This window comes from Azohydromonas lata (genome assembly GCF_034427735.1).
GTDB lineage: Bacteria > Pseudomonadota > Gammaproteobacteria > Burkholderiales > Burkholderiaceae_C > Azohydromonas > Azohydromonas lata.
Genome location: NZ_JAXOJX010000023.1, coordinates 33,252 through 50,331 on the forward strand (window position 1 = coordinate 33,252; position 17,080 = coordinate 50,331).

The following is a 17,080-nucleotide window of genomic DNA, read 5'->3' on the forward strand; positions in this document are numbered from 1 at the left end:
TGGCCGGCGACAGCGCGCCGTCGCCTCTCGCAGCGCAGCGGCGCCTGCCGGGTTCAGCGCCGCCGCCGCGTGCCGCCCAACAGCGAGCCCAGCACGCCGCGCACGATCTCGCGCCCAACGGTGGAGCCCATCGTGCGCATGGCACTGCGCGCGGCCGCTTCGGCCAAGCCTTCGCGCCGCCCGCCGCGTGGTCCGGTGCTGCCGAAAAGAACGTCCTTGAGCCCGTCCAGCAGCCCGCCGCCGGCTTCCGCGGGGCTGGCGGCACCGGCCGGGCCAGAGGCGCCCGGCACCCGCGCGCGCAGCTGCTCGTAGGCCGATTCGCGATCCACCGCCTGCTCGTACACGCCGGCCACCAGCGAGCCTTCCAGCAGCGCCTGGCGCTGCTGCGGCGTGATGGGGCCAAGTTGGCTGCCCGGCGGCTGGACGAACACGCGCTGCGTGACGCTTGGGCGCCCGTGCTCGTCCAGCAGGCTCACCAGCGCCTCGCCCACGGCCAGCTCGGTGATGGCGGCCTCGATGTCCAGCCCCGGGTTGGGCCGCATGGTCTGCGCCGCGGCGCGCACGGCCTTCTGGTCGCGCGGCGTGAACGCCCGCAGCGCGTGCTGCACCCGGTTGCCCAGCTGCGCCAGCACGCTGTCGGGCAAATCCGCCGGGTTTTGCGTGACGAAATACACGCCCACGCCCTTGGAGCGCACCAGGCGCACGACCAGCTCGATGCGCTCCACCAGCACCGCGGGCGCGTCCTTGAACAGCAGGTGCGCCTCGTCGAAAAAGAAGACCAGCTTGGGCTTGTCCAGGTCGCCCACCTCCGGCAGCGCCTCGAACAGCTCCGACAGCATCCACAGCAGGAAAGTGGCGTACACGCGCGGCGCCTGCAGCAGCTTGTCCGCGGCGAGGATGTTGACCACGCCCTGGCCGCTGACCGTCTGCATGAGGTCGGCGATGTCCAGCATGGGCTCGCCGAAGAACTGGTCACCGCCTTGCTGCTCGACTTGCAGCAGCGCGCGCTGTATGGCGCCGACGCTGGCGGCGCTGACATTGCCGTAGCTGGTGGTGAACTCGCGGGCGTTCTCGCCCACGTGCGTGAGCATGGCGCGCAGGTCCTTGAGGTCCAGCAGCAGCAGGCCGTGGTCGTCGGCGATGCGAAACACCAGGCTCATCACGCCGGCCTGCGTCTCGTTGAGGTCCAGCATGCGCGAGAGAAGCAGCGGGCCCATGTCGCTCACCGTGGCGCGCACCGGGTGGCCCTGGGTGCCGAACACGTCCCACAGCGTCACCGGGCAGGCATGGGGCTCAGGCAAATCCAGCCCGCGCTGCTGCAGCGCGGCGGCCAGCTTGGGCGAGGGCTCGCCGCGCTGGCTGATGCCCGTGAGGTCGCCCTTCACGTCGGCCATGAACACCGGCACGCCGATGCGGCTGAAGCCTTCGGCCAGGCGCTGCAGCGTGACGGTCTTGCCGGTGCCCGTGGCCCCGGTCACCAGGCCGTGGCGGTTGGCCAAAGCGGGCAAAAGGCAGGCTTCCAACTTGCCGTGTCGTGCGATCAGTATCGGATCAGCCATGGCGTGCGGGCTCCTTCGAAAGGGCGTGACGGGGGCGACCGGTAAAATCGCCGGCAGTCTAACCAAGCACAAGAGCCGAACGCCCCCCGGGCCGGCGAGGAGCAGCCACTATGGCCGGACATTCCAAATGGGCCAATATCCAGCACCGTAAAGGCCGCCAGGACGAAAAGCGCGGCAAAGTCTGGACGCGCGTCATCCGCGAAATCATGGTCGCCGCACGGCAGGGCGGCGGCGATGTCACGGCCAACCCGCGACTGCGCCTGGCCATCGACAAGGCCAAGGCCGCCAACATGCCGGCCGACACCATCAAGCGCAACGTCGACAAGGCCACCGGCAACCTCGAGGGCGTGAGCTACGAGGAAATCCGCTACGAGGGCTACGGCATCGGCGGCGCGGCCATCATCGTGGACTGCATGACCGACAACCGCGTGCGCACCGTGGCCGAAGTGCGCCACGCCTTCAGCAAGTACGGCGGCAACCTGGGCACCGAGGGCTCCGTGGCCTTCCAGTTCAAGCACTGCGGCCAACTGCTGTTCGCGCCCGGCACCAATGAGGACACGCTCATGGAAGCCGCGCTGGAAGCCGGCGCCGAGGACGTCATCACCGGCGAGGACGGCTCCATCGAGGTGCTCACCGCCCCCGGCGACTTCGAGTCCGTCAAGGAAGCCCTGTCGGCCGCCGGCTTCAACGCCGAGGTGGCCGAAGTCACCATGCGCGCCGAAAACACCATCGCTCTAGCCGGCGAGGACGCCCAGCGCATGCAAAAGCTGCTGGACGTGCTGGAGGACCTGGACGACACCCAGGCCGTTTTCCACAACGCCGAGCTCGAGGAACAGGCATGAAGGTTCTGGTCATAGGCAGCGGCGGGCGCGAACACGCGCTGGCCTGGAAGCTGGCGCAGTCGCCGCGCGTCAATCAGGTCTTCGTGGCCCCGGGCAACGGCGGCACGGGCACCGATGCGCGGCTGCACAACCTGGCCATCACCGACGTCAACGCGCTGGCCGACTTCGCCCAGGCCGAGAAGATCGCGCTGACGGTGGTGGGCCCCGAAGCCCCGCTGGCCGCCGGCGTGGTGGACGTGTTCCGCCAGCGCCACCTGCGCATCTTCGGCCCCACCAAGGCCGCCGCGCAGCTGGAGAGCTCCAAGGCGTTCGCCAAGGACTTCATGAAGCGCCACGCCATCCCCACGGCGGCGTATGACAGCTTCAGCGACCCCGCCGCCGCCCACGCCTACGTGGACAAGATGGGCGCGCCCATCGTGGTCAAGGCCGACGGCCTGGCCGCGGGCAAGGGCGTGGTCGTGGCCATGACGGTGGAAGAGGCGCACCAGGCCATCGACTTCATGCTCGAAGGCAACGAGCTGGGCGTGCAGCACAACGCCGGCGGCGCCCGCGTGGTGATCGAGGAGTTCCTGCAGGGCGAGGAAGCCAGCTTCATCGTCCTGTGCGACGGCCACCACGTGCTGCCCCTGGCCACCAGCCAGGACCACAAGCGGCTGCTGGACGCCGACCAGGGCCCCAACACCGGCGGCATGGGCGCCTACTCGCCCGCGCCCGTGGTCACGCCCAACGTGCATGCGCGCGCCATGCACGAAATCATTCTGCCCACCATCGCCGGCATGGCGCGCGAGGGCCGGCCCTTCACGGGCTTCCTCTACGCCGGGCTGATGATCAGCCCCGAGGGCCAGGTCAAGACGCTGGAGTTCAACACCCGCATGGGCGACCCCGAGACGCAGCCCATCATGATGCGGCTCAAGAGCGACCTGCTGGACGTGCTGCTCGCCGCCACCGACGGCACGCTCAACAAGGTCGAGCTGCAGTGGGACCGCCGCTTCGCGCTGGGCGTGGTCATGGCCGCTGCCGGCTACCCGATGAATCCGCGCAAGGGTGACCTCATCCTGGGCCTGCCCACCACGCAGGCCGAAGACGCCATGGTCTTCCACGCCGGCACCACGCCCACCGACCAGGGCGTGGTCACCAGCGGCGGCCGCGTGCTGTGCGTCACTGCCCTGGGCGAATCGGCCAAGCAGGCCCAGCAGCGCGCCTACGACGTGCTCGCCGGCGTGCAGTTCGACGGGGCCCAGTTCCGCAAGGACATCGGCTACCGTGCCATCAAGCAGCGCTGAAGCCATGAGCAGCGGCAGCACCGGCGGCGATCAGCAGCCCTTGGACACCAGCGCCGTGCGCGGCTGGCTGCTGGACCTGCAGCAGCGCATCGTCTCGGCGCTGGAAGCGGCGGACGGCACGCCCTTCCGCAGCGACGGCTGGACGCGCGAGCCCGGCGGCCGGCTGGAAGGCGACGGCCTGTCGCGCCTGGTGGAGGAGGGCAACCTGCTGGAGCGCGGCGGCTGCAACTTCTCGCACGTCAAGGGCCGCGCGCTGCCGCCCTCGGCCACGCAGCACCGGCCGGAGCTGGCCGGCGCCAGCTTCGAGGCCATGGGCGTGTCGCTGGTGCTGCATCCGCGCAACCCGCTGGTGCCCACGGTGCACATGAACGTGCGCATGTTCGCCGCGCAGCCGCAGGACGGCCGCGCGCCCGTGTTGTGGTTCGGCGGCGGCATGGACCTCACGCCCTACTACGGCTTCGAGGAAGACGCGCGCCACTTCCACCGCACCTGTGCCGAGTCGCTGGCGCCCTATGGCGAGGCGCTGCACCCGCGCTTCAAGCAGTGGTGCGACGAGTACTTCTTCCTCAAGCACCGCAACGAGCCGCGCGGCGTGGGCGGCATCTTCTTCGACGACTTCTGCGAGCTGGGCCCGCAGCGCAGCTTCGAGATGGTGCAGTCCGTGGGCGATGCCTTCCTGCCGGCCTACCTGCCCATCGTGGAGCGCCGCCGCGAGCTGCCCTACGGTGAGCCAGAGCGCGACTTCCAGGCCTACCGGCGCGGCCGCTACGTCGAGTTCAACCTCGTCTTCGACCGCGGCACGCTGTTCGGCCTGCAGTCCGGCGGCCGCACCGAGAGCATCCTCATGTCCATGCCGCCGCTGGTGAAGTGGCGCTACGACTGGCATCCGCAACCGGGCAGCGCCGAGGCGCGGCTCTACAGCGACTTCCTGCGCCCGCGCGACTGGCTCAGCGAGTGAAGCGCATCGGCCTGCTGGGCGGGACTTTCGACCCGCCGCACCTGGCGCACCTGGCGCTGGCCCGCCAGGCGCGCGAGGAGCTGCGGCTGGACGAGCTGCGCCTGCTGCCCGCGGGCCAGCCCTGGCAGAAGCTTGCCGCCGGCAAGCGCGCGCCCGTGGCCGCGGCACACCGCGTGGCCATGCTCAGGCTGCTCACGCGGGGCGAGCCGGGCATCGTGATCGACGAGCGCGAGCTGCACCGCGCCGGGCCCAGCTACAGCGTGGACACCGTGCGCGACATCCACGGCGAGCAGCCTCAAGCCAGGCTGTTTTTCGTGATCGGACAGGACCAGTACGCCCGGCTGCACACCTGGCACGACTGGCGGGCGCTGCTGCGCCTGGCCACGCTGGCCGTGGCCGGCCGTGCCGGCGAGGCACCCCAGGCGCCGCCGCCAGTGGCTGCCGAGCCTCGTGACATTGAAATCCTGGCACTGCCGCCCATGGCGGTGTCATCGACCGACATCCGCGCCCGCGCGGCCCAAGGCGAGGAAATCTCCTCGCTGGTGGGCCCCGAGGTCGCGGCCTATATTGACCAGAACGCCCTGTACCGGGCGGACCTTGGGAGCTGAATGGACATCCGCAAGCTGCAACGCGCCATCGTCGATGGCCTCGAAGACGTGAAGGCCGTGAACATCGTGGTCTTCAACACCGAGCACCTCTCACCGCTTTTCGAGCGCGTGATCATTGCGTCGGGCACCAGCAACCGCCAGACCAAGGCGCTGGCCGCCAGCGTGCGCGAGACCGTCAAGTCCCGCGGCCTGGACGTCATGCGCACCGAAGGCGAGGACAACGGCGAATGGATCATCGTGGACTGCGGCGCCGCCGTCGCCCACATCATGCAGCCCGCCATCCGCGACTACTACCACCTCGAGGAAATCTGGGGTGAGAAGCCGGTGAAGATCAAGCTGGGCGGCCCGGCCAAGGGCCTGCCCAAGGCCTCGTCCGCGGACGATGAGGACGAGGAAGACGCCGCGCCGGCCGCCCGCACCGCCCGTTCCGCGGCCGGCAAGGCGGCGTTGGGCGCGGCGGTCAAGAAGACCGCAGGCACCAAGGCCCCGGCCAAGAAGGCCGCCGCCAAGAAGGCCACGGCCAAGACCACGGCGACCAAGGCCTCCACGGCGACGACGGCCAAGGCCGCGCCCGCCAAGAAGGCTGCTGCCAAGAAGGCGCCGGCCAAGAAGGCCGCCGTCACCCGCACCGCCGGCGTGAAGACGGCCGCGCGCAAGACTGCCACGGCTGCGGCCGCGCCGGAGCAGCGCGTGGTGGTCAACGCCCCGCCCAAGAAGCCCGCAGCCAAGAAGACGGCGACCCGCGTCGCCGCTGCGCCGGCCAAGCGGGCCGTGGCTGCCAAGAAGGCGCCTGCAGCCAAGAAGGCCGCGCCGGCCCGCAAGGCCGCCAAGGCCAGCCGCGGCTGAGCGGCTTAAGCCGTGCGGCTGGTGATCGCCGCCATAGGCCAGCGCCAGCCGGCGTGGGCCGAGGCGGCTTATGACGACTTCGCCAAGCGCTTCCCGCCGGAGCTGCGGCTGGAGCTCAAGGCGCTCAAGGCCGAACCGCGCACCACCGGCAAGCCGGCGGCGGCGCTGATGGCGGCCGAGGCGCAGCGCATCGAAGCCGCCATCCCCAAGGGGGTGCGGCGCGTGGTGCTGGACGAGCGTGGCACGCGGCAGACCACCGCCGCGCTGGCCGATCGGCTGCGCTTCTGGATGGGCGACGGCCGCGACGTGGCCTTCCTCATCGGCGGCCCCGACGGGCTGGACCCCGCGCTCAAAGCCACCGGCGACGAGACCCTGCGCCTGTCCGAGCTGACCTTGCCCCATGCCTTCGTCCGCATCCTGCTGGCCGAAGGCCTCTACCGGGCCTGGTCGCTGACAGTGAACCACCCGTACCACCGGGAATGACCCTTACGCGTACCGGCGTGCCCTGGCGGCCGCCGGTGCGCAGACCTCTGCACATGACCATCTCACACGAATCCATCCTGCTCGCCTCCCAGAGCCCGCGCCGGCGCCAGTTGCTGGAACAGATCGGGGTTGCACATGAACTGCTGCTGCCGGAGGCGCACGAGGACGCCGAGGCGCTGGAAGCCGTGCTCGAGGGCGAGACGCCCGACGCCTACGTGCAGCGCGTGACCCGCGCCAAGCTCGATGCGGCCGTGGCGCGCCGCGCGCGCCTGGAGCTGCCTGCCGTGCCCGTGCTGGTTGCCGACACCACCGTGGCGCTGGGCAAGCGCATCCTGGGCAAGCCCGCCGACGAGGCCGAGGCCCGCACCATGCTGCGCGCGCTGTGCGGCCACACGCACCGCGTGCTCACCGCCGTGGCGGTGGCCTGCGAAGGCAACCGGGTGCTGCACGCGCTGAGCGTGTCGCGCGTCCGCCTGGAAGGTATGCGCGAGACCGACATCGACGCCTACATCGCCAGCGGCGAGCCCTTCGGCAAGGCCGGCGCCTACGGCATACAAGGCCGCATCGCCGCCTTCGTCGCCCATGTCGAAGGGAGCTACTCCGGTATCATGGGTTTGCCCCTCCACGAGACGGCCATGCTGCTGCGGCAAGCGCACGTGCGTTTCTGAGACCGCGCGCTGCGGCAGTCAGAGGCTGCAGCGCATGCAAGACATTCTCATCAACTGGGCCCCGCAGGAGACGCGGGTCGCCATCGTCGAAAACGGCGCGGTACAGGAACTGCACATCGAGCGCGCGCTGGAACGCGGCTTGGTGGGCAACATCTATCTCGGCAAGGTTGCGCGCGTGCTGCCCGGCATGCAAAGCGCCTTCATAGACATAGGCCTGGAGCGCGCCGCCTTCCTGCACGTGGCCGACCTCGTCGGCCACAGCCGCTTCGAGCCCGGCGGCAACGGCAATGGCCACACGCCCGTGCCCATAGAGCGCCAGGTGTTCGAAGGCCAGAGCCTGATGGTGCAGGTCATCAAGGACCCCATAGGCACCAAGGGCGCGCGGCTGTCCACGCAGATCAGCATCGCCGGGCGGTTGCTCGTGCACCTGCCGCAGGACGACCACATCGGCATCTCGCAAAAGATCGGCTCCCACGAGCTGCGCGAGCAACTGCGCCAGCGCATGCAGGCTCTGGTGAGCACGCGCGAGACGGGCGGCGGGGGCGGCTTCATCCTGCGCACCAACGCCGAGGACGCCACCGACGCCGAGCTGGCCGACGACATCGCCTACGGCCGCAAGACCTGGGCCACCATCCGCGAGCGCGCCTTCAGCGTGCCGCCGGGCACGCTGCTGCACCAGGACCTCAACCTCGCCGAGCGCGTGCTGCGCGACCTCAGCAACGAGCAGACCGCCTCCATACGCATCGACTCGCGGCTGCAGTTCGATCACCTCAAGGCGTTCGGCCAGGAGTTCACCCCCGGCGCCGTGGGCAAGCTGGAGCTCTACAAGGGCGAGCGGCCCATCTTCGATCTCTACAACATCGACACCGAGATCGAGCGCGCGCTGGCGCGCCGGGTGGACCTGAAGAGCGGTGGTTACCTCATCATCGACCAGACCGAGGCGCTGACCACGATCGACGTCAACACCGGCGGCTTCGTCGGTGCGCGCAACTTCGACGACACCATCTTCAAGACCAACCTCGAAGCGGCCGGCGCCATCGCGCGGCAACTGCGGCTGCGCAACTTGGGCGGCATCATCATCGTGGACTTCATCGACATGGCGCGCGACGAGCACCAGAGCGCCGTGCTGGGCGAGTTCCGCAAGCAGCTCGGCCGCGACCGCACCAAGACGACGGTGAGCGGCTTCACGCAGTTGGGCCTGGTGGAGATGACGCGCAAGCGCACCCGCGAGTCGCTGGCGCACATGCTGTGCGAGCCCTGTCCGACCTGCGGCGGCCGCGGCCAGGTGAAAACCGCGCGCAGCGTCTGCTACGACGTGCTGCGCGAGATCCTGCGCGAGGCGCGGCAGTTCAATCCCAAGGAATTCCGCGTCGTGGCCAGCGCGGCCGTGGTGGAAATGCTGCTGGACGAGGAAAGCCCGCACCTCGCGGGCCTGTCGGAGTTCATCGGCAAGCCCATCTCGCTGTCGGCCGAGCCGACCATGAACCCGGAGCAGTACGACATCGTGCTGCTGTAGGCGCGGCGCCACCGCGCAGGCGGTGGCCGCGCGCCTTTACGTGCCTTCACGCACCTTCACGCGCCGCTGTCCAGCCGCACCGCCTCCACGCTCAGCCGCTCGGCCGCCAGCCGCAGCGCCGGCCCGTTGCCCGGCGCGCTGACGGTGGCGCTCACCGTGCCCGTGATCGCGCCGCTGCTCCCTTGCAGCCCGGCCAGTGAGAACAGGGCCCGCGCGGCCCACAGGTCCGGCAGCCGCAGCACGATCTGCTGGCCCAGGGACGCCGCCGAGAGGCCCACCCGGTTGCGCCCCTGCGCCCGTCCCGCCAGTTCCACCTGCTGCGTGCGCGTGCCCATCACGCCGTCGCCCAGGCTCAGCTCGCCGCTCACGCGCGTGCGCTGCAGGGCAGGCGCCGCGTGGCGCCCGGGGCGTCCCTGCGGCGTGCCGCAGCCGGCGTTGTGCAGCAGGCTTTCCACGAAGGGTTGAAGCTCCAGCGAGCCCCGGTCCGTCACCCGCGCGCCGAAGAGCGAGCCGCGCTGCTCGAAGCGCACGCCCGGCACGTGCGGCAGCATGAACTGGTAGAGGTAGTCGCGCCCCGTTGGGCTGTCGGCGTAGATGCCCATGTGGCTCACGCCCATGGGCGAGTCCGGGCCGATGTGCTCCACGGACATGCGGTTGAAGTCGATGCGCCCGCCCTGGATGGCCACGCCCACCTCGGCGTCGACGATCCAGGCCGCGTCGTCGATGTGCATCTGCAGGCGGCCGTCCAGGCCCGCGAGCGCGTCCAGTTGCCACTGCGCCTGCTCGCCGGCCGCGGCGGGCGAGGGCGCGCGGGCCAGCTCCAGTTGCGCGTCCTGCACCTCCAGCGCGTCCAGGCTCAGGGCGCGCAGTGGTTGGGCGGCCGCATCGCCCGGCGGCGCCGGCACCACGCTGAGCCCGCGCAGCAGCACCTGCGTCGCGCGCAAAGCCAGCGCCGGGGTGCGCAGCTCCACGCCGCGCAGCAGCAGCCGGCCCAAGCGCCAGGCGCCGTCGCGCAGCGCCAGGCCGGAGAGCTCAACGACTTCGGCCTGCAGGGCCTGCACGGTGCCCAGGCCGGGCAGGGTGAAACCTTGGAGCTGGCGCATGTCCATGGGGTGGGCCTCCTCGTCGTCATGGGGTCCCGCGCAAGCGCGGAGCTTGGGCCGCAAGGGGTGCAACCGGCGTGCCGCCGCGCCGCAAGCGGCGGCGCAGCGGGCTGGGCAAAGCGCTCAGGAGCTGGCCTGCCTGGGGGATTTGACCGTCCCGGGTGGGGCAAATGGCCCAGTGGCGCACCGCGCACGGCGCGTTCCCCTGGGAAGCGCTTTGGCATGGGCGTTGCGCAAGGGATGGCGGTGGCGCCGGACCGGCGCGCCGAATGTCTTGCATCACAGGAGTTCCCCATGAGCATCCGTTCCCTGGGTCTTGCAGCCGCTGTGGCCGTGTTCGCCTTCACCGCGGTAGCCGCCCAAGCCGCCGACGTCAGCGTGGCCTGCGAGAAGCGCAGCAGCCGCTCCAAGGTCTCGGTGGACGGCAACAACCTGGCCGACGGCAACTACCGGGCCGTCGTCACCTCCGGCGCCGGCACCGCGCGCAGCCCCTTCGAGCACACCGTGGGCGACGAGGTGGAGTTCGACTTCGACAGCCGCCCCGCCGACATCGCCGAAGGCGCCACCGCCATATCGCCGGGCTTCATCCAGGACGGGCGCGTGCGCGGCTGGCTGGTCAACGCCAGTGGCCAGCGCGTGACGCCCGTGGTCACGGCCATTTGCCGCATCCGCCGCTGAGGCTGCCGGCCAGCGGTCTTGTGAATGCGGCAATGCACGGGCTCGCCGTGGCGGGCGGCTGACTCACAATGCCCCGGCGGCGCTTGGCGGCGCCGCCATCAACGCATTCACATTTTCAGGAGACGACAACCATGGCCGACACCTGCTGCACCCTGGTGCCGTATTTCAAGGTCCACGAGGGGCGCATGGACGACTTCAAGCGCCTGGGCCCCAGCTTCGAGGAAAAGACCCTCACCGAGCCCGGCTGCCTGCACTACGCCTTCAGCTTCAACGGCAACGAGGTGCACTGCCGCGAGGGCTACGTGGACGCCGCCGCGCTGCTGCACCACCTGGACAACGTCGGCTCGGTGCTGCAGGAGGCGCTGAAGGTGGCCGACATCACGCGGCTGGAAGTGCACGCGCCAGCCGCCGAGCTGGAAAAGCTGCGCGGCCCGCTGGCCAAGCTCAACCCGGCCTTCTTCACGGTGGAAGGCGGATTCAGGCGCTGAAGCGCCTCGCGCGCGCTCCTTCTTGCGGCCCCGTGGGGCGGGCCGCACCCCCGATCAGCACGCCAGCTCCACCACCACCGGCGCGTGGTCGCTGGGCCGCTCGTTCTTGCGCGGCAGCTTGTCGATATGGCAGCCGCGCACCAGCGGCTTCAGCGCGTCGCTCACCAGCAGGTGATCGATGCGCAGGCCCTGGTTCTTGCGGAAGGCCAGGTTGCGGTAGTCCCACCAGCTCCACAGCCGCGGCGGCTGCTCGAAGAGGCGGAAGGCGTCCGACAGCCCCAAACCCGCCAGCGCCTGGAAGTGCGCACGCTCCTCAGGCGTGCAGTGGATCTGCCCGGCCCAGGCGACGGGGTCGTGCACGTCGCGGTCCTCGGGGGCGATGTTGAAGTCGCCGCCCAACACCAGCCGCGGGTATTGGGCTAACTGATCCGTGAGCCACTCGCGCAGCGCCTCCAGCCACGCCATCTTGTAGGCGAATTTTTCACTGCCCGGTGCCTGGCCGTTGGGAAAGTAGGCCCCGATGAAGCGCAGCGGCTGGCCGTCGGCGCAGGGCAGGGAGGCCGTGATCACCCGGGCCTGTGGATCGTCGAACCCCGGGATATTGCGCTGCACGTCGGTGGCGGGCTGGCGCGAGAGCAGGGCCACGCCGTTGTAGGTGCGCTGGCCGAACCAGTGCGCGTGGTAGCCGGCCTCCTGCAGCGCCTCGTGGGGAAACTTGTCGTCCGTGAGCTTGGTTTCCTGCAGCGCGATGGCGTCCACGGGGTTGGCCGCTAACCAGTCCAGCAGTTGCGGCAGGCGCACGGAGAGGGAATTGACGTTCCAGGTGGCAAGCTTCATTTCTGCAATTTATTCCTTGTAAATCAAACACTTGAGTTTTTGGTGTTTGGGCTGGCTACGCATCTAGCTACGCAGGAGTAGCGTGCGTGTGCGGTCGGGGCGATTCTGCGCCGTGGGCTTGATGTCCCTGCTGGCTGGCCAGGAGGTTCGTGCCTGTGGTGTGCAGGCGGCAGACCTAGCGGCTGCTGGGCTGGCGTCATTGGTGGCGCCCCACATGCATGAACTGCTGGCGCACGTGGCGGCATAGGAGGTGCGCACTGCAGTCGGGGCCGCTCCCGGTGCTGCCCAGCCACCGCACCCCCGGCGGCATGCACCGCTGGCAAGTGGCTGGGGCTTGGTCACTGTGGGGCACTGTGCGGCATCTCGTGGTGACGTCCGGCCGCCAGCGCCAGCCGGCGCGGCGCGTTCACACCTGACGGCGCGTCCACTGCTCGCCGGCCTTCGCTGCTTAGAGGTGAAAAAGCCCGCACGAGGCGGGCCGGAGCCTGACGGGGCCGGAGGGTTGAGGCAAGGGCTGTAGCCGGTGACGGGCGGGGCGGTGTTTCAAGGCCTCAGGCGCCGTGTCATGTGTCCCATGGCTTGGCTTGAGGGAAGACATCGAATGCCGCGGTGCAGCATCGGTCGGTACACTGGCGCCCGACATGAACTCAACCGCGCGCGCCATCTTTACATTCGGCTATGAAGGCCTCGACATCGCCGCCTTCATCGCTCGTGCGCGCGCTGCCGGCGTGCAGACCATCGTGGACGTGCGGGAGCTGCCGCTGTCGCGGAAGAAGGGCTTTTCCAAAACCCCCTTCAAGACCGAGCTGGCCAGCGCCGGCTTGGCCTATTTGCACATCCCGGCGCTGGGCTGCCCGCGGGATATCCGCGACCGCTACAAGGTGGACAAGGACTGGGCGGCGTACACGCGCGACTTCCAGGCCTACATCGAAACGCAAGGCGCCACCATTCGCGAGCTGGTGAAGTTGTCGAAGTCCACCACGGCGTGCCTTGTGTGCTTCGAGGCCGACTACTCAATGTGCCACCGCACCTACGTGGCACGCAGCGCGCGAAAACACGGTGGCCCCTCCGTAATGCACCTGACCGCTAAAACAGCGATTCCTGACTGTGGTTTGCAGATTGCGGCTTAGGCGGGCAAATTACGCTTACCGCAAGCCATTTGTCCTTGAACCGGTGCATGGTTCCGAGGAGCATCAGTAAATCTGTCGAAGGCAACTCTTGCTCATATTTGGCTCTGAATGGCGCCTCCCAGCCTGAAGGACCATGCTCCCGCAGTAATCTACGGTAGAGCGCGCCAGCCTCCCAATCAACAAGTTTGTGCCGATATACAACTGACTTTCCATCGACTAAGCACTCATACCGGTAGTGAAAGTCGAAGGGAATCTTTTGCAGTAACGGCGCTGGTTTGCGATGCGCTTCGGTATCCAAAAGGCTTGTTTGTATTTGGTCTTGCTTCAGTTTGGCAAGCTCTTCGGGCGTCCAGTCCGCGCTTTTGGTGGGTTTGATCTGCAATTCAAGGATACGGTTTGGGCGCAGCAGTGCCAGAGTTGTTCCCTGACTTTCCCTGGCTGCCTGCACCGCATCGAAATCCGAAAAGATAGGTACATTGCGCAGGTGCTCCATGCGCCGCGGCCATCCCTGCTTTCCCGAAGGTAAGGGCTCTCCTTCGCACTGGACGGTATCAACGAATACCCGGTGACTTTCCGGCCTGTGATCTGCCGGAGCTTTTTCCATGCGGACCGTGATCCACTGCCATTTTCGAAACTGTTGCTCGTCTGCAATGAGACGAAAGGGGACCGGGAATAAGCGGATGAGCTTGCCTGCTGCAGTAACTCCTGCCACACAGGAAGTTTCCACATAACTAGCGCTTGGGGACGGATACGTTTTGCACAGAATGAGCACGCGCTCGGTGAAGGTTGCCAATATTTCCCTCTCTTTTAATGCGTCTGTCGGCTTCTTTTAACCTGAGACACAAGGCGCGCTCCGCACGGCGGCTCGACGTAATCAACAACCCAACCCGGACAGGCGCCCTTTTGAGTGCCTGTGGCCGGGCAGGGCAGAGCTGTCGGCGCCTGAATTTCCGCCTGACCCAACTGCTGTGCGTGTCTGAGGCTGCGGGTGAGCCAGCGGTCGCGATCAGCGCGGCAGCCAAAAGCCGCGTCAGGCTTCCACGCACACGCCGCGCACCTTGTCGAAGACGGGCTTCGGCGCCATGCACGCCGTGGCGTCGCTCCGATCCTGGCTTGTAGCCTTGGCCGGTACCGGTGCGGCGCCGTCCTGACTGGTCTGCACCGGATTGGAGGTGCTGGTCTTTTGCTTCGTTGGCTTCGGCGTGACTGCCTTGGCAACGGCCGTGACGGCCTTGGCGGTGTTGCGGCCGGCCGTGGAGTTGCTCTTGCTCGACGAGTAGCTGCCGCCGCTACTGCCATGGCTGTAGCTAGAGTGGCTGCTGCTGTGGTGTCCACCACCGTGTGACCCGCCACGTGCCATTGCTGGCGCTGTAGCCATGGATGCCGCCACAAGGACGGCAAGCGCGCAGGCGCTTCCCTTGTTCATCCCTCTGTCCTCCAAGCGCCAGCTTGGCGCCGTCGTAGGTCTTCTTCGGGCTACTACACGGCCGCCCATGGCGCCGAACGAGATTCGGGCCGCGCCGGCATTTTGCTTCAATCCGTGTCACAACCTTTCAGGTTGCATCAACAAGGCCGCTGGCGGGGTTGGGATGGTGTTGTCGCGGCGCTGTAGCCGTGCAGTCCTGCAGCAGCCCGCAGGCGAGGGCGCCCGCTGGGTGCCGAGCTGCGTCCCCACGGCCGGCGCGGCAGCCTGACTAGCAGCGCCAACAGCTCGAAGACCGGCGATGTGTTCTGCATCAGGCGCAGTGGCTCGTGGGGCACATGGCAGCTGCTGGCGCTGGAAGTCAATCGCGACACCGATCCCATGCAGGCGCCAAACCACCTACGTGGTGGTCGCGTGCACGTATCAGTTGCAAGCCCGGCGCTGCGTCGCGATGTTGCGAGACCTTTGCAAACCAAACCCCCCAAAACCCACCAAACCCACCAGGCCGCTGTGCTCGCGCGTGCTGCCCGCAGAGCCAGCAGGACGCTAAGGGTGTCAGTCAAGGCGTTCGACGGGCAGTGGTGGCAGGCGAGGGCGGCAGAGCGAATTTCGAAGGCCGCTGGTTCTCACGCCATCGGACAGCCTGGGTAGTCAGCATGACTCTTCTCTAACGTCGGACAGGGGCGGGACCCTGCCGCCGTCCGGCGGGTGCGGAGCTGAAAATCTGCCAGCAGTGAAGCGCACGCCTGCCGACTTGAAGGCAGCATCGGTTCGACGCTGGACGCGGTGTAGCAGGGACCTGCAGCGTAGCGATTTCGTGACCCTGACATCGCGTTGAGAGACTGAGCAGCGCCCAACCAGTGCCACCGTCGCGTGCTACTAGCGCGGCCAGGTCACTTCCGGACGTATGCAAGCAGCTCTTCAATGCTCATCTTGTCGACACTGTTTTCAACTTCCATATCCACGCCGATGGCCTTGAGCAAGTCACTGAAAACCGACAGATACTCGTAGTACAGGCTAATTTCCGGCATGCCAGCCCAATCGGGATTTCCCGCCTGGAAATTTGTGCTCCATTCAAGACCCTCCCTGTGATAAACGCAGGTTTCCGTGACATATGAGTGATATTCTTTTATTGCCTCCACAGCTTTGGTGTCGCCAAGTAAATGGCCAACATCAAATCTCCGAATGTTTGGTAGCAAGCGAAACCTTGTAATACCATAATTCATGAGTGTATTGACGGCCTTCAGTGCTGGATCATATTCCCACTCAACAGCCGGACTGAAAGGGATAACAAAAAGATCAATGCCTTCCAAATCGAAATCATCTGCTCGCCCTATATAGTCATCATCAAAACCCGTGAGGGTGCGTGATCCGTAGTCGATCAATAAAAGGTCGGACTTATCGGTAAGCGATTTCTTTATATTGCTAATATTGGCAATGTCGACTGCTTTGTGCTCTATTTTGAGTCCCAATGCGGCTGCCGTTTTGTCATTGACATCGAAAATTCGGTTAATTGAGGCCAGCGTGACTCGATACCCGAGATGGTCTGCAACTGCGGCCAAATGAAATGTGATGGTCGTGGCGCCCGCTCCTCCTTTTCCGCCACCAATAGCGATAGCGCGGCATTCTCCTAACGATGGCGGTGATTTCTTCGCCAACGCAACAAGCCGCTCACGAAGATAAAGAAGCACTCCTGGCTCAGCTGGCGCACCATTTACCCAACGGGAAATTGTTGACTTTGAAGTCGACTGTCCGTCCATACGAATGTTCGACAGCAGATCGGCCAGTTCGGTGCTTGTCATGCCGAGCGCAGCAAGCGCGCGTCGCATAACTGTGGACCGCTCATTCGTTTGATCTGTTATCACAGCGACAACTCCTTTGCATATTGATGTTGTCGCAATGATATGCTCAGACTTCGCGCCTGTCGCCTTCCTGGTTAGCAGGCTCCATGTGAACGTCCACCACCATCCATACATGACACAGCACATCGGCGCCTTCGAAGGCAAGGAGGGGGAGCCCCTTCACATCGAGTCCACCGGCGCAACTGCCCGCTATGCCGTCACGTGCCTAGCTACCGGCACGCGTGTGGAGTTCACGGTGGAGGCGGGGCAAAAGTTCACCGTGATTCGCGGCACGTCTCACGTCAAGGTGGACTTGCTGGCCACCATCCCGGCACAGCAGCCGCCGGGGGAACTCGAGGAACTGCAGGCGCCTCTGGGGCTTGTGCACTGAGCTAAACGGCGCCCTTCTCTACTTGTTGCAGGCGAGCCCGCCCAAGTAGGACGCAATCGAGCCATCTACGATGCCGTACCGGCTCGGCTCAGGCTTCGAGCCCTTCATGGCCTCCATCGTGTCGCCGGTCCCCAAGTAGCGCGTCTTCGCCGCATTGCAGTCGTACTCTCGCTTGGAATACGACTGCCCACTGGGCCCGCTGCGCCGGTACGTGATGGTGCGGATGTTGCCGTTGCCGCCGCGCTCCAGGACGGCATAGGTGGCCTTCGGGTCTGACGGGATGGTGTAGGACTGGGCCAGTGCGGCCGCGCTTGTGGCTAGCAGCCAGGCGAAGATCGCCGCGCTGGCCGCGCGCTTGATAGTCAACATGGAATCTCCCTTGTTATTGGAGCGCCCATGATGCCGCGCGCCACCCGCACGGCGCTG

19 protein-coding genes are annotated in these 17,080 nt (G+C 67.1%); 12 read left to right on the top strand and 7 right to left on the bottom strand.

Translation table 11 applies throughout. The features are described from left to right. Positions 1-53: 53 nt before the first annotated feature. Entirely contained in the window at positions 54-1,559 is a 1,506-nt protein-coding gene (locus SM757_RS14880; protein ID WP_322466050.1) for a helicase HerA-like domain-containing protein, read from the bottom strand. Between the two features lie 110 nt (positions 1,560-1,669). On the opposite strand from SM757_RS14880, the gene SM757_RS14885 reads away from it, so the two are divergent. Genes SM757_RS14885 through rng form a run of 8 tightly spaced genes read left to right on the top strand, consistent with a single transcriptional unit; the run spans position 1,670 to position 8,763 of the window. Continuing rightward, complete coding sequence (locus SM757_RS14885) at positions 1,670-2,401, top strand: YebC/PmpR family DNA-binding transcriptional regulator (protein WP_066335672.1); 732 nt, start codon at positions 1,670-1,672, stop codon at positions 2,399-2,401. Further along, positions 2,398-3,684 carry a phosphoribosylamine--glycine ligase gene (gene purD / locus SM757_RS14890; RefSeq protein WP_066335668.1) on the top strand — a complete coding sequence of 429 codons (1,287 nt, stop codon included), beginning with the start codon at positions 2,398-2,400 and terminating at the stop codon, positions 3,682-3,684. The genes SM757_RS14885 and purD overlap by 4 nt, the downstream gene beginning before the upstream one ends. Positions 3,685-3,688: 4 nt before the next feature. Next, complete coding sequence (hemF, locus tag SM757_RS14895; RefSeq protein ID WP_322466051.1) at positions 3,689-4,642, top strand: oxygen-dependent coproporphyrinogen oxidase; 954 nt, start codon at positions 3,689-3,691, stop codon at positions 4,640-4,642. Beyond that, complete coding sequence (gene nadD / locus SM757_RS14900; RefSeq protein WP_322466052.1) at positions 4,639-5,250, top strand: nicotinate-nucleotide adenylyltransferase; 612 nt, start codon at positions 4,639-4,641, stop codon at positions 5,248-5,250. The genes hemF and nadD overlap by 4 nt, the downstream gene beginning before the upstream one ends. Continuing rightward, on the top strand, positions 5,251-6,096 hold the full coding sequence (gene rsfS, locus SM757_RS14905; RefSeq protein WP_322466053.1) for a ribosome silencing factor: 846 nt from the start codon (positions 5,251-5,253) through the stop codon (positions 6,094-6,096). Positions 6,097-6,108: 12 nt separating this feature from the next. Next, the gene (rlmH, locus tag SM757_RS14910) at positions 6,109-6,579 is read left to right on the top strand and encodes a 23S rRNA (pseudouridine(1915)-N(3))-methyltransferase RlmH (protein ID WP_322466054.1); all 471 of its coding nucleotides are present in this window, start codon (positions 6,109-6,111) and stop codon (positions 6,577-6,579) included. Positions 6,580-6,632: 53 nt separating this feature from the next. Further along, on the top strand, positions 6,633-7,247 hold the full coding sequence (locus tag SM757_RS14915) for a Maf family protein (RefSeq protein ID WP_322466055.1): 615 nt from the start codon (positions 6,633-6,635) through the stop codon (positions 7,245-7,247). A gap of 34 nt (positions 7,248-7,281) precedes the next feature. Next, positions 7,282-8,763 carry a ribonuclease G gene (gene rng / locus SM757_RS14920; RefSeq protein WP_322466056.1) on the top strand — a complete coding sequence of 494 codons (1,482 nt, stop codon included), beginning with the start codon at positions 7,282-7,284 and terminating at the stop codon, positions 8,761-8,763. A 56-nt stretch (positions 8,764-8,819) separates the two neighbouring features. On the opposite strand, the gene SM757_RS14925 is transcribed toward rng, so the two are convergent. Continuing rightward, the gene (locus SM757_RS14925) at positions 8,820-9,872 is read right to left on the bottom strand and encodes a hypothetical protein (RefSeq protein ID WP_322466057.1); all 1,053 of its coding nucleotides are present in this window, start codon (positions 9,870-9,872) and stop codon (positions 8,820-8,822) included. Between the two features lie 288 nt (positions 9,873-10,160). On the opposite strand from SM757_RS14925, the gene SM757_RS14930 reads away from it, so the two are divergent. Further along, complete coding sequence (locus tag SM757_RS14930; RefSeq protein WP_157118884.1) at positions 10,161-10,544, top strand: hypothetical protein; 384 nt, start codon at positions 10,161-10,163, stop codon at positions 10,542-10,544. Between the two features lie 131 nt (positions 10,545-10,675). Further along, complete coding sequence (locus SM757_RS14935) at positions 10,676-11,032, top strand: putative quinol monooxygenase (protein WP_322466058.1); 357 nt, start codon at positions 10,676-10,678, stop codon at positions 11,030-11,032. 54 nt (positions 11,033-11,086) lie between these two features. Here the strand turns inward: SM757_RS14935 and xth are convergent, their stop codons facing one another. Continuing rightward, the gene (xth, locus tag SM757_RS14940; RefSeq protein ID WP_322466059.1) at positions 11,087-11,869 is read right to left on the bottom strand and encodes an exodeoxyribonuclease III; all 783 of its coding nucleotides are present in this window, start codon (positions 11,867-11,869) and stop codon (positions 11,087-11,089) included. Positions 11,870-12,510: 641 nt separating this feature from the next. On the opposite strand from xth, the gene SM757_RS14945 reads away from it, so the two are divergent. Beyond that, positions 12,511-12,999 (top strand): DUF488 domain-containing protein, encoded by a 489-nt coding sequence (locus SM757_RS14945; protein ID WP_322466060.1) that lies wholly within the window; start codon positions 12,511-12,513, stop codon positions 12,997-12,999. Here SM757_RS14945 and SM757_RS14950 read toward each other — a convergent pair. The 3 genes from SM757_RS14950 to SM757_RS14960 all read right to left on the bottom strand — a co-directional run bounded on the left by SM757_RS14950 (position 12,956) and on the right by SM757_RS14960 (position 16,224). Next, positions 12,956-13,792, bottom strand: coding sequence for a hypothetical protein (locus SM757_RS14950; RefSeq protein WP_322466061.1), 837 nt, complete (start codon positions 13,790-13,792; stop codon positions 12,956-12,958). The genes SM757_RS14945 and SM757_RS14950 overlap by 44 nt on opposite strands. 237 nt (positions 13,793-14,029) lie before the next feature. After that, positions 14,030-14,425, bottom strand: a complete 396-nt coding sequence (locus tag SM757_RS14955; RefSeq protein ID WP_322466062.1) for a hypothetical protein — start codon at positions 14,423-14,425, stop codon at positions 14,030-14,032. An 890-nt stretch (positions 14,426-15,315) separates the two neighbouring features. Next, entirely contained in the window at positions 15,316-16,224 is a 909-nt protein-coding gene (locus SM757_RS14960; protein ID WP_322466063.1) for a hypothetical protein, read from the bottom strand. 172 nt (positions 16,225-16,396) lie between these two features. On the opposite strand from SM757_RS14960, the gene SM757_RS14965 reads away from it, so the two are divergent. Continuing rightward, complete coding sequence (locus SM757_RS14965; protein WP_322466064.1) at positions 16,397-16,654, top strand: hypothetical protein; 258 nt, start codon at positions 16,397-16,399, stop codon at positions 16,652-16,654. A gap of 18 nt (positions 16,655-16,672) precedes the next feature. On the opposite strand, the gene SM757_RS14970 is transcribed toward SM757_RS14965, so the two are convergent. Next, positions 16,673-17,023 (bottom strand): hypothetical protein, encoded by a 351-nt coding sequence (locus SM757_RS14970; RefSeq protein ID WP_322466065.1) that lies wholly within the window; start codon positions 17,021-17,023, stop codon positions 16,673-16,675. Positions 17,024-17,080 lie beyond the last annotated feature (57 nt).